Origin of the sequence: Microbacterium sp. NPDC091382, from assembly GCF_044757025.1 — a bacterium.
Lineage (GTDB): Bacteria > Actinomycetota > Actinomycetes > Actinomycetales > Microbacteriaceae > Microbacterium.
On record NZ_JBIVUD010000001.1, the window covers coordinates 340,035 to 353,570 of the forward strand.

General features: G+C 70.8%; 15 protein-coding genes. 9 read left to right on the forward strand and 6 right to left on the reverse strand.

Translation table 11 applies throughout. The features are described from left to right. Nucleotides 1-6: 6 nt before the first annotated feature. The 3 genes from ACIQLK_RS01610 to ACIQLK_RS01620 form a co-directional block, all read right to left on the reverse strand. On the reverse strand, nucleotides 7-366 hold the full coding sequence (locus tag ACIQLK_RS01610) for a hypothetical protein (protein ID WP_400362369.1): 360 nt from the start codon (nucleotides 364-366) through the stop codon (nucleotides 7-9). Nucleotides 367-461: 95 nt separating this feature from the next. Continuing rightward, nucleotides 462-869 carry a roadblock/LC7 domain-containing protein gene (locus ACIQLK_RS01615; RefSeq protein ID WP_400362371.1) on the reverse strand — a complete coding sequence of 136 codons (408 nt, stop codon included), beginning with the start codon at nucleotides 867-869 and terminating at the stop codon, nucleotides 462-464. Nucleotides 870-891: 22 nt separating this feature from the next. After that, complete coding sequence (locus ACIQLK_RS01620; RefSeq protein WP_400362372.1) at nucleotides 892-1,470, reverse strand: GTP-binding protein; 579 nt, start codon at nucleotides 1,468-1,470, stop codon at nucleotides 892-894. 404 nt (nucleotides 1,471-1,874) lie between these two features. Between ACIQLK_RS01620 and ACIQLK_RS01625 the strand changes: the two genes are divergently transcribed. From ACIQLK_RS01625 to ACIQLK_RS01660, 8 genes are all read left to right on the forward strand, one after another. Next, nucleotides 1,875-2,246, forward strand: a complete 372-nt coding sequence (locus ACIQLK_RS01625; protein ID WP_400362374.1) for a type II secretion system protein — start codon at nucleotides 1,875-1,877, stop codon at nucleotides 2,244-2,246. Nucleotides 2,247-2,340: 94 nt separating this feature from the next. Continuing rightward, the gene (locus ACIQLK_RS01630) at nucleotides 2,341-2,784 is read left to right on the forward strand and encodes a prepilin-type N-terminal cleavage/methylation domain-containing protein (protein WP_400362375.1); all 444 of its coding nucleotides are present in this window, start codon (nucleotides 2,341-2,343) and stop codon (nucleotides 2,782-2,784) included. Continuing rightward, the gene (locus ACIQLK_RS01635) at nucleotides 2,781-3,410 is read left to right on the forward strand and encodes a type II secretion system protein J (protein WP_400362377.1); all 630 of its coding nucleotides are present in this window, start codon (nucleotides 2,781-2,783) and stop codon (nucleotides 3,408-3,410) included. The genes ACIQLK_RS01630 and ACIQLK_RS01635 overlap by 4 nt, the downstream gene beginning before the upstream one ends. Next, nucleotides 3,407-4,999, forward strand: coding sequence for a hypothetical protein (locus ACIQLK_RS01640; RefSeq protein ID WP_400362378.1), 1,593 nt, complete (start codon nucleotides 3,407-3,409; stop codon nucleotides 4,997-4,999). Before ACIQLK_RS01635 ends, ACIQLK_RS01640 begins: the two co-directional genes overlap by 4 nt. Then, on the forward strand, nucleotides 4,996-5,934 hold the full coding sequence (locus tag ACIQLK_RS01645; protein WP_400362380.1) for a prepilin peptidase: 939 nt from the start codon (nucleotides 4,996-4,998) through the stop codon (nucleotides 5,932-5,934). Before ACIQLK_RS01640 ends, ACIQLK_RS01645 begins: the two co-directional genes overlap by 4 nt. A 28-nt stretch (nucleotides 5,935-5,962) precedes the next feature. Then, nucleotides 5,963-7,060, forward strand: coding sequence for a type IV pilus biogenesis protein PilM (gene pilM, locus ACIQLK_RS01650; protein ID WP_400362382.1), 1,098 nt, complete (start codon nucleotides 5,963-5,965; stop codon nucleotides 7,058-7,060). Continuing rightward, nucleotides 7,057-7,713, forward strand: a complete 657-nt coding sequence (locus ACIQLK_RS01655) for a hypothetical protein (RefSeq protein ID WP_400362384.1) — start codon at nucleotides 7,057-7,059, stop codon at nucleotides 7,711-7,713. The genes pilM and ACIQLK_RS01655 overlap by 4 nt, the downstream gene beginning before the upstream one ends. Nucleotides 7,714-7,715: 2 nt before the next feature. Next, a complete protein-coding gene (locus tag ACIQLK_RS01660; RefSeq protein WP_400362385.1) occupies nucleotides 7,716-8,393 on the forward strand; it encodes a hypothetical protein in 678 nt (225 codons plus the stop codon). 77 nt (nucleotides 8,394-8,470) lie between these two features. Here ACIQLK_RS01660 and ACIQLK_RS01665 read toward each other — a convergent pair whose 3' ends face one another. Genes ACIQLK_RS01665 through ACIQLK_RS01675 form a run of 3 tightly spaced genes read right to left on the reverse strand, consistent with a single transcriptional unit; the run spans nucleotide 8,471 to nucleotide 12,519 of the window. Further along, complete coding sequence (locus ACIQLK_RS01665) at nucleotides 8,471-9,700, reverse strand: type II secretion system F family protein (protein WP_400362387.1); 1,230 nt, start codon at nucleotides 9,698-9,700, stop codon at nucleotides 8,471-8,473. Between the two features lies 1 nt (nucleotide 9,701). Continuing rightward, the gene (locus ACIQLK_RS01670; RefSeq protein WP_400362389.1) at nucleotides 9,702-10,871 is read right to left on the reverse strand and encodes a type IV pilus twitching motility protein PilT; all 1,170 of its coding nucleotides are present in this window, start codon (nucleotides 10,869-10,871) and stop codon (nucleotides 9,702-9,704) included. After that, a complete protein-coding gene (locus ACIQLK_RS01675; protein ID WP_400363843.1) occupies nucleotides 10,858-12,519 on the reverse strand; it encodes a GspE/PulE family protein in 1,662 nt (553 codons plus the stop codon). Before ACIQLK_RS01675 ends, ACIQLK_RS01670 begins: the two co-directional genes overlap by 14 nt. 230 nt (nucleotides 12,520-12,749) lie before the next feature. Between ACIQLK_RS01675 and ACIQLK_RS01680 the strand changes: the two genes are divergently transcribed. Next, complete coding sequence (locus ACIQLK_RS01680; protein WP_400362391.1) at nucleotides 12,750-13,520, forward strand: response regulator transcription factor; 771 nt, start codon at nucleotides 12,750-12,752, stop codon at nucleotides 13,518-13,520. The last annotated feature ends 16 nt before the right edge of the window (nucleotides 13,521-13,536 follow it).

Consider the following 13,536-nt stretch of genomic DNA (forward strand, 5'->3'; position numbering starts at 1 on the left):
GGTCGATCACAGCTCGAGCTGCTTCTCGACCTCGCGGGTCGACAGACGGGCGAGGGCGAGGTTGCCGCGTGCCTTGTCGAGGGCGATGTAGATGAAGACCTCGGGGGCCGCGGCCAGCGGACGGATGATGTGGTACTGGGACGACAGCGTGATGAGGATGTCGTCGATCGACTCGTTCAGGCCGAGGGCCGCGATCGTCTTGAGCTTGGCGCGGACGACCTCGGTGTTGCCGGCGGCGGCGAGCTCGAGGTCCAGGCCGGTGCCCTGGGTGCCGAGGGCCATGCCCGAGCCGGAGTCGACGAGCGCGACGCCGATGGCGCCGTCGATCGTCATGAGCTTCGCGAGGGAGTCGTGGATGTTTGCCATGTCGTGTCCTTTGTCAGATGGCGTTCGGGTGGTCTGTCGGCGTTCCCGCCGGGTCGCGCCCGCCGTACGGCGCGGGGTGAGTCGCAGAGAAGGCATCACCCGGTGCGGGGCAGGCTGCGACCGAGATCGGATGCCGCGCGCCGGGCGAGGGCGAGGGCGTGGCCGAGCGTCTCGCCCGAGCCGAAGAGGGCGGCGAGGACGAGCGTGCTGCCCTCGACGCGCACCTGCACGATGTGACCGGCGTCGCTGAAGACGAGCACCGACGAGGCGCCGCCGAGACGGAGCTCCCGCACGGCGGCCTCGCCGAGTGCCTGCAGCGAGCTGGCGATGCTGGCGAAACGGCCGCCGTTCTGCGCGACGGCGCCGTGCTGCGAGGCGACCTCGAAGCCGTCGTCGGTCAGCACGCTCGCGTAGGTGAGGGAGGTGCTGTGGGCGGCGAAGGCCCCGAGGACGTCGGTCGCGAGTGCGATGACGTCGGCGTCCTGATGCAGGGGGGTGCTCATGGTGGTGTGTCGTCCTCGCGTCTCAGGCGGCGGTCTCGGCGGCGCCGCTCGTGGCGGACGCGATGATCTCGGCTGCCTCGACGCTCGCGACGAGGGTCAGCAGCAGGGTGCGCATGTGGTCGGTGCTGCGCGGGTCGGCGGTGAAGACCGGGATGGTGCGGTCGGGATGCCACTGCGACAGCGCGTCGGCGTAGGCGCCGAGGTCGGGAGTGGGTGCGACGTCGCTGCGGGTCACGCCGATGACGACGGCGCCGCCCGCGACGAGCTCCTCGAACTCGCCGAGGTACTCGATGGCCTTCGCGATGGGGTCGGGCAGGTCGTTGTTGACGAGCAGCAGCAGGCCCTTGGCCCGCTCGGCGAGCACCGTCCACATGAAGTCGAACCGCTTCTGACCGGGGGCGCCGTAGAGGCGCACCTTCTCGTCGGGTCCGAGCGTGAGCTCGCCGTAGTCCAGCGCGACAGTCGTGGTGTCCTTGTCGGCCTGTGCACGATCGGTGTTGGCGGCCTCGGTGGAGACGACGTCGATCTCGCTCAGGCTGCGGATGGCCGTCGTCTTGCCGGCGCCCATCGGCCCGGCGAACAGGATGACGTGTTCCGCCACGCTCGCTCTCCCCCTCGGTCGGTGCGGCCGGACAGGGGTGATCGGATCACGCGATGGATGCGTGGGCGATCGGATGCGGACCCCAGCCCGCGATTCCCCGTCGGCGATCCGGGGTCTCTCCCCCGCACCGAGACCCGAGCTTAGGGGGATGGATCGGGTCTCCGAGGGCCGTTCCACGCCCCACGCCGGGGACTGAGGAAAGGCTGAGCAACGACTGAGCGCGCGGCCCCCTTTTCGGCCCTTCGCCTGGGCATAGTGGGATGCGCGGGGGCCCTGCCCTGGGGAGCCCGTGACCGCACTGGGGTGGTCGGCTGGGGAGTCTCCGGGTGAGCGCCGCTGCGGCGCGCCCTGCTGTCCGCGTCGCCTCGTGTCCCAACACATCGGACCAGCAAGGAGATCTGCACATGCGTGCATCGCTGAAGAACTACATGGCCGCCTGCAACCGCCGCAAGGAAGAGACCGGCGAGTCCGGCTTCTCGCTCATCGAGCTCATCGTCGTCGTCGTGATCCTCGGCATCCTCGCCGCGATCGCCGTCCCCGTGTTCACCGGTCTGCAGGCGCAGGCTGAGGACAACGCACGTCAGACCGTCGCCGCGAACGCCGCGACCCAGGTGGCCTCCAACCTGTCGCAGAACAAGGCTGCCGACCTCGGTCTCGACAACCTCTCCAACAACAAGAAGTACACGATCACCGTCACCGGCACCACGATCACGGACTACTGCGTGAAGGTCGTCGAAGGCGACAAGACGCCTGCTGAGTCGGGCCCCGCCTGCTGAGCACCCGCACCACCTCGCCGGGTCGGCGGAGCTCGCAGCTCGCCGACCCGGCATCCCCGTTCCAGCCACCACCCCGCGACCGAAGGACGACCCGATGTCCCGCGCGCACGAGCCGAATGGCGACGACGACGGCGTGAGCCTCGTCGAGGTCGTCATCGCGATGTTCCTCTTCGCGCTGCTCGCGGTCGCCATCCTCCCCCTCGCCATCCAGGCGCAGGCCCTGAGCTCGACGAACCGCGACGCCTCGAGCGCGAGCGCGTTCGCCTCGGGCCTGCTCGCCGAGGTGCGCGCCGAGTTCCGCGACACCGACCTGCAGACGTGCGCCGAGGTCAGGAACTTCCTCTCGACGCGCGGCAGCGCCGGCGTCATCACCGACCCGGCGGGCTCGGGTCAGACCGCCCGCCTCACTGCCGACAGCACCTGCCCCGCCGCGAGCGTCAGCGTCGCGACCGTGCGCGCGAAGGTCTACTCCTCCGCGGCCGCGACCGGCACACCGACGGCGACGCTCTCGACGCAGATCGTGGTGACCGGCCCATGATCCCCGCCCGCACCGACGACCGACCCACCGACGACCGGCCCGGCGACGACGCCGGGCTCACTCTCGTGGAGCTGCTCGTCTACATGTTCGTCGGGGCGCTGTTCCTCGGCATCCTCGGCGCCGTCTTCGTCGGCGCGCTCCGCGCTGATTCGGTCACCCGCGAACGCGACCTGGCGACCGGCCAGCTGCAGGCCGTCTCGACCTCGCTGTCGACGACCGTCCGCTCCGCCTCCGCCGTGCGCGTCGAGACCAGCGGCGGCACGACCGTCGTCCGCGCCGCCCTGCCCGGCGACCGGTGCTCGGCGTGGGCGTTCACGACACCCGCCGGGGCGGCCACCGGCATCCGCGAGGTCCGCGTCGTCACCTACAGCGCATTCACGACCGGCAGCGCTCCCGCGCCGGGCTCGTCGTGGGGCGTGCTCGCGCCGCGCGTGCGCCAGGTCGTGACCTCGTCCGGCACCGCGCGGCCGTTCGCCGCGCTCGCCTCGGCGGACGCACCGCTGACCTGGAACATCGCCGTGCCGCGGCTCGACGCCGCCGCATCATCCGCGCCCGCCGCGTCGATCTCGGGATCCGCCGTGCCGCTGGGCAAGTCCGCTGGGGGATCGGGGAAGAAATGCTGGTGAACGCACGCAGACGCCGCTCGGGGGACGAGGGCTCGACGCTCGTGTCGGTACTCGTGATCGTGATGGTGCTGGGGCTCCTCGCGGTGACCCTCGCCGGCGCCGTCGTCGCGACGGCGCAGACCACCGCGGGGGTGCGCGGCAGCCTCGACTCGCAGGCGGCCTCGGATGCAGGCCTCGCTGCCGCCGTGGCCTCGTCGACCGCGACCGGCGCGGACCCGTGCACCGTGAAACCGGCATCCACCTCGGCGCCGAGGTACGCCGTCACCGCCTCGTGCGCGGGCGACGTCGTCACGTTCGTCTCGACGGGGACCGGCTCCGACGGCAGCAAGACCGTGACGAGCGCGAGCTACGAGCTCAAGAAGACCACCACGGCCGCACCCGGACTCGGCGCCGACATGGTGTTCTTCGGGGATGCGACCTTCACGAGCGAGGTGCGCTCGCACGAGCTCGACGACCGCCTGCTGACGATCATGATGCCCCGCGGCACCTTCGTCTGTCAGAACCACGTGCCGGCCAACATCCTCGCCGGCGGCGACGTGAAGACCAACGGTCAGTGCACGGTCGACGGCACCGTCGCCACCGGCGGATCGATCACCATGACGAACTCGAGCGACACCATCAAGGGCAACCTCTACGCGTCGAGCACCGGGACGGCGAAGGTCTCGGGCATGATCGGCGGCGACATCCACGTCGGCGGCCCCATCGACTTCGGGTGGAGCGGCTTCACCTACCCCGGCAACGTGTTCGCCGGCGGTGACGTCGACATGACGAGCGTGTCGATCGCGGGCAAGCTGACCCTGCCGCGCACGTCGACCGTCAAGCTGGACGGCCACCTGCAGGTGAAGTACCCGGCCTCCGCCCACGCGCGCGTCGCGAAGGGCGCCGCGGGCGGCCTGCAGTGGCCGACCTCGACCGTCCCGCCCACCGCGCCGACCTTCCAGAGCTGGTACGACTACACGTACAAGGCCTCCGACTGGCCGGGCTTCACCGTGAAGACCCTCGCGACCTCTGGCGACGGCGCGTGGACCTGCAACCGGTTCAAGAACAACAACCCGTCGACCGGCAACGCCGCGGGCTGGCGCGAACTGTCGGCGCTCACGACCCCGACCGTCGTCGACGCGCGCCCCTGCGGAACGCTCAGCTCCAACAACGGCTCGAAGCCCGTCGTCACGCTGCAGACCGATGTCGCCTTCCTCGCCAACAACTACGACATCACGCAGCTCACGATGAAGGCCGCCGCCGGCAAGACCCCGAAGGTCTGGTGGATCGTCGAGGACCGCATCTCCGACGGCACGCCGAGCTGCGTGAGCCCCGCGGGCACCGTCAACATCAACACGACCGTCATGGGCGAGGGCATCTCGGCGATGATCTACACGCCGTGCCGCATCAGCATCACCGGCGGCGGCGAGTGGCACGGCACCTTCTACGGCGGCGGGCTCAACCACGGTGGCCTGATGGACTTCTACGGTCGTCCGCTGCTGCTGCCGGGTCAGGGCGGCGGATCGTCGGGTCCCGGCTCGACGCCCGGCGGCGGTACCACGACGGTCAGCCTCGGCGGGCTCCTCTCGAGGACGGACGGCAAGGGATGACCGCGCTCCTCGATCCGGCGCTCATCGTGACGCTCGTCGGCGTCATCGCCGGCGGTTTCGGCCTCATCATCGGCTCGTACCTCAACGTCGTCGCCTACCGGGTGCCCGCCGGCATCTCGCTGCTGCGCGAGAGCCGCTGCCCGTCGTGCGACCAGCCGGTCCGCTGGTACGAGAACGTCCCCGTGCTGTCGTGGCTGCTCCTGCGCGGCCGCTGCGGATCGTGCCGCTCCGCGATCGGCGCGCGCTACCCACTCGTCGAGCTCGCCACCGGCGTCGCGTTCGCGGCCGTGGCGCTCGTCTGGCTGTTCGCGACGGGGCGGCCGGGCTCCGGCATCCCGCTCCCCGCCGCACCCGCGCTCGATTCCGTCGGCGCCGCGTTCGCCGCCATCGCCGCCGCCGACGGCCTCGCCGGACCGACTGCCGCGCAGGCGCTCGTGCTCGCCGCGTTCCTCTGGTTCGCGGCGGCGGGGATCGTCCTGACCCTCATCGACCTCGACACCCGCCGGCTGCCTCACGCGATCACCACCCCCGGCATCCTCGTCACGCTCGCCCTGCTCGTCGGCGCCGTCCTGCTCGGCGCGGACGCGTGGGCGCTCGTGCGCGCGGGCATCGGATTCGTCGTCCTGTACGTCTTCTACGGCCTCCTCCGACTCGTCCGCCCCGACGGCATGGGCGGCGGCGACGTGCGCCTGGCCGCCTACGCCGGGCTGTTGCTCGGCTGGCTCGGCTGGGGACCGCTCGTGGTCGGCGCGTTCGCCGCGTTCGTCCTCGGCGGCGTGTACGGGGTCGCGCTCCTGTTCTCACGGCGGGCGGGTCGCCGCACCGCCATCCCGTTCGGCCCGTGGATCATCCTCGGCGCGTGGGTCGGCATCGTCGCCGGCGACGTGATCGCCGACGGCTACCTCACACTTCTCGACGGTCGGCTGATGTCATGACCCGTCGCCCAGGCAAGGAGGTCCTCTGATGGCCAAGACACGAGTGGCGCTCGAGATCACCGAAGACAGCGTCCGCGCCGTCGAGGTGACCGACGGGCGCTCCCCCACCCTGCTCGCCGCCGGCGAGGTGATGCTCCCCGAGGGCGCGGCGAAGGACTCCGAGATCGTCGACCGCGACATCGTCGTGGGAGCGCTGCGCAGGCTGTGGACGGATGCCGGGATCAAGGGCCGCAACGTGGTCCTGGGCGTCGGCGGTCGCCGCGTGCTCGTCCGCGAGCACAGCTCGACGCTGCGCGAGACGGCTCTCGTGCGCCAGGCGCTGCCGTTCGACGTGCAGGACCGCCTGCCGGTCCCCGTCGACCAGGCCGTGCTCGACTTCATCCCCACGCACGTCGACGACGACGGCATGCACGGCCTCATGGTCGCGGCGGTCTCGGAGCAGATGGAGGACCTCGTCTCGGTGCTCGCCGAGGCGGGTCTCACCGCCGACTCGATCGACCTGCTCGCCTTCGGCTACTGCCGCGCGCTCGCGGGACTCGCCCCGAAGGGCGTGACGGGCATGCTCATCGGCATCGGCGAGCACACGACCCAGGTCGTGATCGCGACCGACGGCATCCCGCAGTTCGCCCGCGCGATCCCCATCGACGTCCCGCGCGGCGAACCCCGAGTCGCCGAGGTCGAGGCCGCTGCGAGCCCGCTCGAGACGCTCACCGGATTCCGCGCGGGCGGAGTCGAGGACTCCGTCGACGGCGCCCCGCGCTCCCGCGGCGACCTGCGTCGCGCCCGCACCGCCGTCGCGACGCCGCCCGCGGGAGTGCCCGAGGCACCGGCGACGGACGCGATGTCGGCCGACCTGCAGGACGTCCTGATCGACCTCGTCACCCGCTTGCGCGGCACGGTCTCGTTCTACCGGGATCGAACGGATGCCGCGCCCGTCGCGGCGACCTTCGTCACCGGACTGCACACCGACCACCCGCGCCTGCAGGCCGCGCTCGCGCAGGTCGCCGGCACCGAGATCCGCCGGATCACGGGCGCCGACCTCGTCCGGGTCAAGAACGGACTGCACCCCGCCGTCGACGAGCGCATCGCGCCCACCGTCGCCCTGCTCCTGGGAGGACACAAATGAGCACGCTCGCGCGCACCCCCGCCTTCAAGCCCGGGTCCCTCCCCCGCGCCAACCTGCTCCCGCTGTCCGAGACGCGGCGCCGGGAGGTCCGCCGCCTCGGGCGCTCATGGGTCACGATCGGACTCGGCTCGCTCGTCGTCGCGCTCCTGCTGATCGGTGGCGCGTTCGCGATGAACGTGCAGGCCGCACTCCGCCTCGTCTCCGCGAACGCCGACACGGAGCGCGTCATCGCCGAGATCGCCGAGCTCGCACCCGTGAGCCAGGCGGTCGCGCAGCGGACGGAGCTGTCTGGTCTCATCACGCAGGCCATGTCCGGCGACATCGCCTGGCGGAAGGCCGTGGCGACGGTGACGCAGGCGCTCCCCGCCGGCGTGACCGTGACCGACTACGCCCTGGCCGCGGGCCAGGTACCGGGATCGACCGCACCGGACGAGACCGTCGGCGCAGCGGGCACCGTCACCGTCGTCAGCGACGAGCCCATCAGCCTCGTCGAGGCGACTCGGGCGCTGCGCGGCGTAGACGCGATCCTCGAGGTGAGCGTCCAGACCCTCGCCGAGGAGGAGGGCGTCTACACCTACACCGTCGAGGTGCAGCTCGACCAGACCATCTACTCGGGGGCGTTCGCTCCCGAGCAGACGACCGAGACGGAGTGACGATGACGAAGCAGCTGGTCAACCTCATCGGGGCCGTCGTGTCCGTCGGCATCCTGCTCGCCGGCGCACTCCTGTTCGCCCTGCCGCAGTTCACGGGCGCGCAGCGCATCAGCGCGGACGCGGCCTCCGTCGAGCAGTCCAACGCGACCCAGCAGGCCGTGCTCGACGGTCTCGCCGCGCAGGCGGCCGACATGACCGCGCTCGACGCGGAGGTCGCGAAGCTCCGTCGTGTCGTGCCGGCATCCGTCCGCGCCGACGACATCGTCCAGCTCGCGGCCGACGCCGCCTCGACGCAGGGCGGGAAGGTCGTCGCCGTCACCGTCGGCGAGACCACGCCCTTCGCGGCGCGCACCGCCGAAGCCGCAGCGGGAACCGCTGACGGCGCCGCCGCGACGGAGACGACCACCGAGACGACCGAGCAGACGCAGGAGTCGGATGCGGCCCCGACCGACGCCCCTGCTGCCGCCGACGGAACTGCCGTCCCGGCCGGCGACGGGCCGCAGCAGGTGAGCATCACCCTCAGCATCTCGGCGCCCGACAGCACGAAGGCGACCGCCGTGATCGACGAGCTGCGCAAGGGCCCCCGCGCGGTCGCCATCACGAACGCGGGCATCACGACCGACGACGACGGGACTGTCACCGCCGAGGTGACTCTGCTCGCGTTCTACGTCGCCGGCTGACGCCCGCGGTACACGCAAGAGCCCCGGCACACGCGAAAGCCCCGGACCTCGAGGGTCCGGGGCTTTTCGCGTACCGCTCAGCTGCCCAGCTGCTCGTACATCGTGAACATCGGCATGTAGAGGGCGACGACCATACCTCCGATGAGCACCCCCAGCAGGGTGATCATGATCGGCTCGATCATGCTGGTCAGCTGCTCGGAGGCCGCCTTGACCTCGGTCTCGTAGAAGTCCGCGATCGACTCGAGCATGTCGGGGAGCGTGCCCGACTCCTCGCCGACCGACACCATCTGCGACACCATGGCCGGGAATACGTCGGCCTTGGCCAGCGGCGTCGAGAACGACCGACCGTGGCGCACCGACTCGCGCACCTCGCCGAGCGCATCCTCGATCGCCTTGTTGTTGGATGCCTTGCCCACGAGCTCGAGCGCCTGGAGCAGGGGCACGCCCGCCTTGAGCATCATCGACAGGTTGCGGGCGAAGCGGGCGACGGCGATCTTCGTGATGAATGCGCCGAAGATCGGCATCTTCAGCCGGAAGGGATCGACCGCCCCGCGGAAGCGGTCGGTGTCCTTGACGCGCTGGTACCAGACCACCCCGCCCACGACGGCGACCACGAGCAGAGGGCCGATCCAGATCATGTTCCGCGACAGCGTCACGAGGATCTGCGTCGGGATGGGCAGCTCGCCACCCATGCTGGCGAACATCTTCTCGAAGATCGGCACGACGAAGGTGATCATCGCCAGCACGCCGAGGATCGCGATGACGAGCACGACGATCGGGTAGGTCATCGCCGACTTGATCTTCTGCTGCAGGTCGACGTCGGAGCGGTACGACTTCGCGACGGCGACGAGGGACTCGCCGAGGAAGCCGCCGGTCTCACCGACGTTCACGAGGCTCACCATCAGCGGAGGGAACACCTTGGGCTGCGCCGCCATGGCGGCCGAGAACGACTTGCCGGCGGCGATGTCGGTCTGCACGGCGGTGAGAGCCGACGCCAGCTTCTTGCTCTCGGTCTGCTCCGAGATGACGGCGAGCGCGCGCATGAGCGGCAGACCCGCGTTGATCAGGCCGGAGAGCTGCTTCGCGAAGATCGCGAGGTCCTCGACCTTGACGCCCTTCTCGAACCCGGGGATCGAGATCTCCTGGTGCAGGCCGGTCGTCGACATCGGTGCGACCTGCAGGGGCGCGAGACCCTGCGCGCGCAGCTTCGAGACGACGGCGCTCTCGCTGGCCGCCTCGACGGTGCCCTTGACGATGGGGCCACCGGACGTGCCGACGGCTCGGTAGGTGTACTCCTGCAGTGCCATATCAGCGCGTCCACGCATCCATCGGGTCGGCCCATGCGTCGGCGTGAACGCCGGCCGGCTGCACACGCACGCCGTCGAGGGCCTTCGGGTCGGTCAGGTAGTGCTTCGCGAGGGCGAGGTTCAGCTCGCCGCGCTCGACCAGCAGCCGCAGCGACTGGTCGAGCGTGTGCATGCCGTGCCCGGCGCCCGCCTGCATCGCGTTGTAGAGCTGGGCGATCTGGTTCTCGCGGATGAGGTTCGCCACGGCGGGGGTCGACACGAGCACCTCGGTCGCGATCACACGGCCGCCGCCGTGGGCCCGCGGCAGCAGGGTCTGGCTGATGACGCCCTGGAGCGCGTCGCCCAGCTGGGTGCGCACCTGGTTCTGCTGATGGGCGGGGAAGGCGTCGACGATACGGTTGATGCTCTTCGCCGCTCCCTGGGTGTGCAGCGTCGAGAGCACGAGGTGACCGGTCTCGGCGGCGGTGAGCGCGGTCGAGATCGATTCGGGGTCGCGGAGCTCGCCGATGAGGATGACGTCGGGGTCCTGACGCAGCACACGACGCAGAGCCTCGGCGAACGAGCTCGTGTCGGCGCCGACCTCGCGCTGGTGGATGAGCGACTGCCGCGACGTGTGGACGAACTCGATCGGGTCCTCGACCGTGACGACGTGATCCTGCTTCGTCCGGTTGATGAGGTCGATCATCGCCGTGAGGGTCGTGGACTTGCCCGAGCCGGTCGGGCCGGTGACGAGGACCAGCCCGCGGGGGCGCAGGGCGAGCTCCCCGGCGACCTCGGGGGCGCCGAGCTCGGCGAGGGTGAACGCCCGGCTCGCGATGAGTCGGAACGCCGCCGCGACCTGACCGAGCTGACGGAACACGTTGACGCGGAACCGCCCGACGCCCGCGACCGTGTACGACAGGTCGACGTCACCGGTGGCGTGGAACGACTCGCGGTGGGACGGCGTCATGATCGACACGAGCGCGTCGAGCAGGGTCGCCCCGGGGATCGGCGCCTCGTACCCCGTGACCGGGATGAGGTGACCGTCGTGACGGTGGAGAGTCACGGCATCCGCGGAGAAATGGATGTCGGAGGATCCCATTCCCGCAGCAGTGCCGAGGATGCCGTCGAGCAGGGCGGTCGCGCCGGCGTCGGCGGCGACGGCCCGGGCTCGCAGTTCAGACCGTGACACGCAGGACCTCCTCGATCGTCGTCGCCCCCAGGACGACCTTCGACCAGCCGTCCTCGCGGAGGCTCGTCATGCCGTCGCGGAGCGCCGCCGCGCGGACGTCGCTGCCCGTGGCGTGGGACACGACGAGCTGTTCGATCTCGTCCGACATCGCCATCACCTCGTGCAGGCCGACGCGGCCCCGGTAACCGGTGCCCGAGCACTCGGGGCATCCGCCCTTGCGGAACAGCTCGGGCGGATCACTGGGGTCGAACGGGAACCCGAGGCGCTCGAGGACGGCAGGGTCCTCGCGGTAGGGCTGGCGGCACGCGGTGCAGAGCCGCCGCGCGAGACGCTGGGCCACGACGGCCGACAGCGCGGTCGCGACGAGGAAGGGCTCGGCACCGATCTCGGTGAGACGCGCGACGGCGCCGGGGGCGTCGTTGGTGTGCAGCGTCGAGAGGACCAGGTGGCCCGTGAGCGCCGCCTCGATGGAGATGATCGCCGTCTCGGTGTCGCGGATCTCACCGACGAGGACGATGTCGGGGTCGGAGCGGAGGATGCTGCGCAGCGCGGACTGGAAGGTGAGACCCGCCTTCGCGTTGACCTGCACCTGGTTGATGCCGGGGATCCGGTACTCGACGGGGTCCTCGACGGTGATGACGTTGACGGCGGGGTTCGCGACCTCGCGGAGCGCCGTGTAGAGCGTGGTCGACTTGCCCGAACCGGTGGGCCCGGTCACGAGCACCAGTCCGTGCGGGCGGGTGATGGCCGTGCGGAACCGGCCGAGGTTCCCCCGCCCCATCTGCAGGTCGCGCAGCGACAGGCTCACGCCGGTGTTGTCGAGGATGCGCATGACGATCTTCTCGCCCCACACGGTGGGTAGGGTCGCCACGCGCAGGTCGATCTTGCGACCGACGTGCGTCACCGAGAGGCGGCCGTCCTGGGGCTTGCGACGCTCGGCGATGTCGATCGAGGCCATGATCTTCAGGCGCGAGACGACGCCGTCCTGGATGGCACGGTCGGCGCGCTGCATCTCGTGCAGCACGCCGTCGATGCGGTAGCGCACGGCGAGGTGGGTCTCGCCGGGCTCGACGTGGATGTCGCTCGCCCGGTCGTCGATGGCCTGCGTGATGAGGAGGTTCACGAATCGGACGATGGGCGCATCGCTGTCGGACTGGTCGAGCTCCTCGACCGAGACCTCCGCCGCAGCGGATTCCTCGAGCGCGGCCGACAGGTCCGAGATCTCGTCGTCGGATCGGACGTAGCGCTGGAACGCGCTTTCGAGCGCATCGACGGCGACGACGACCGGGGAGATGTGCAGATCGGTGATCGTCGCGACGTCGTCGAGCGCGATGATGTCGGACGGGTCCGCCATCGCGAGCACGAGCCGGTCGCCGGTGCGCTCGACCGGGAGCACGCGATGCTTGCGGCACATGCCGCCGGGGAGGAGCGCGACGACAGCGGCATCCAGCTGACGGCCGGCGAGGTCCATGTAGCGGTGGCCGGTGTGCAGGGCGACCGCCTCTGCCAGCTGGTTCGGCGAGACGATGCCGCGAGTCAGCAACTGCTGCATGAGCTCGTCCGTCTCGCCGTACTCGTCGACGAGCGTCGCCACCTCGCCCGCCAGCACCGCGCCGGTCAGCACCAGCGTCTGCGCGATCCCCCGCATCCTGCCACCCCCTGTATCGGCGGCCGGGACCTCGGTCTGGGCGCGCACGTGCCCACCCAGTCCGAGCACGCCTCGCCAGAGTAGACAGCGGGGTCGGAACGACACACGGTGGCGCCGCCAACTGAGGAGAAGCTGAGGTGGCGCTGGGGCGTGCTGAGTTGCGCCGGAAGATTAATGCATTTTAATGAAAGCGGGGGGAAGCGACGGTCGTGGATTCCTATGGACCTCACATGACTCTTCTCGAACACCCCGCACCGGCCCGCACCCTGGGACCGGTCACACGCGTGGCCGTCCTCGTCGAGGACGGCGGCACGGCACGCGACCGCCTCTCCGCCACGCTGCAGCAGCACGGCTTCCAGGTGCATTCCTTCTCGGACGGCTTCGCCGCGGTCGAGGCCGTCGACCGCCTGCAGCCCGACCTCGTGACCGTCGACACCCGGCTCGCGGGGATCGACGGCTTCGAGGTCGTGCGCCGCATCCGCTCGTTCCACGCCGGGTCGGTCGTCATCATCTCGGACATGACCGAGGAGACCGCCGCCGTCGAGGCGTTCCGCAGCGGAGCGGACGACTACATCCTGCGGCCGTGGCGCCCCTTCGAGCTGCGCGCCCGCCTCGACGCGATCCTGCGCCGCACGCTGGGTGCCGTGGAGATGCTGCCGCCGACCGAGTCCGACTGGCTCGTCGTCGACGGGCTGCGGCTGCACCCGGCATCCCGCCGAGCCGAGCTCGCCGGACACCGCATCGACCTCACCCGCTCGGAGTTCGACCTGCTGCTGGCGCTCGTACGCAACCCCGACGTCGTGCTCGAGAAGTCCTGGATCGTGCTGCTGCTGCGCCGCCAGAACGGCGGCAACGGGGACCACGTGAACGCCCACGATCTGCACGCCGTCGAGGTGCACGTCATGAACCTGCGCCGCAAGCTCGGCGGCACCGCCCGGCGCTGCCGATGGATCGAGACGGTCCGCGGCATCGGCTACCGCTTCGCGCCGGCGAAGCTCTGACGCGGCGTCACCGGTG

What these genes read in the sequence shown, in the direction of transcription:
- ACIQLK_RS01610 (WP_400362369.1), bottom strand. Translation starts at nt 366, where the DNA reads ATGGCAAACATCCACGACTCCCTCGCGAAGCTCATGACGATCGACGGC.
- ACIQLK_RS01645 (WP_400362380.1), top strand. Translation starts at nt 4,996, where the DNA reads ATGACCGCGCTCCTCGATCCGGCGCTCATCGTGACGCTCGTCGGCGTC.
- pilM (WP_400362382.1), top strand. Translation starts at nt 5,963, where the DNA reads ATGGCCAAGACACGAGTGGCGCTCGAGATCACCGAAGACAGCGTCCGC.
- ACIQLK_RS01665 (WP_400362387.1), bottom strand. Translation starts at nt 9,700, where the DNA reads ATGGCACTGCAGGAGTACACCTACCGAGCCGTCGGCACGTCCGGTGGC.
- ACIQLK_RS01625 (WP_400362374.1), top strand. Translation starts at nt 1,875, where the DNA reads ATGCGTGCATCGCTGAAGAACTACATGGCCGCCTGCAACCGCCGCAAG.
- ACIQLK_RS01655 (WP_400362384.1), top strand. Translation starts at nt 7,057, where the DNA reads ATGAGCACGCTCGCGCGCACCCCCGCCTTCAAGCCCGGGTCCCTCCCC.
- ACIQLK_RS01635 (WP_400362377.1), top strand. Translation starts at nt 2,781, where the DNA reads ATGATCCCCGCCCGCACCGACGACCGACCCACCGACGACCGGCCCGGC.
- ACIQLK_RS01660 (WP_400362385.1), top strand. Translation starts at nt 7,716, where the DNA reads ATGACGAAGCAGCTGGTCAACCTCATCGGGGCCGTCGTGTCCGTCGGC.
- ACIQLK_RS01615 (WP_400362371.1), bottom strand. Translation starts at nt 869, where the DNA reads ATGAGCACCCCCCTGCATCAGGACGCCGACGTCATCGCACTCGCGACC.
- ACIQLK_RS01680 (WP_400362391.1), top strand. Translation starts at nt 12,750, where the DNA reads ATGACTCTTCTCGAACACCCCGCACCGGCCCGCACCCTGGGACCGGTC.
- ACIQLK_RS01630 (WP_400362375.1), top strand. Translation starts at nt 2,341, where the DNA reads ATGTCCCGCGCGCACGAGCCGAATGGCGACGACGACGGCGTGAGCCTC.
- ACIQLK_RS01675 (WP_400363843.1), bottom strand. Translation starts at nt 12,519, where the DNA reads ATGCGGGGGATCGCGCAGACGCTGGTGCTGACCGGCGCGGTGCTGGCG.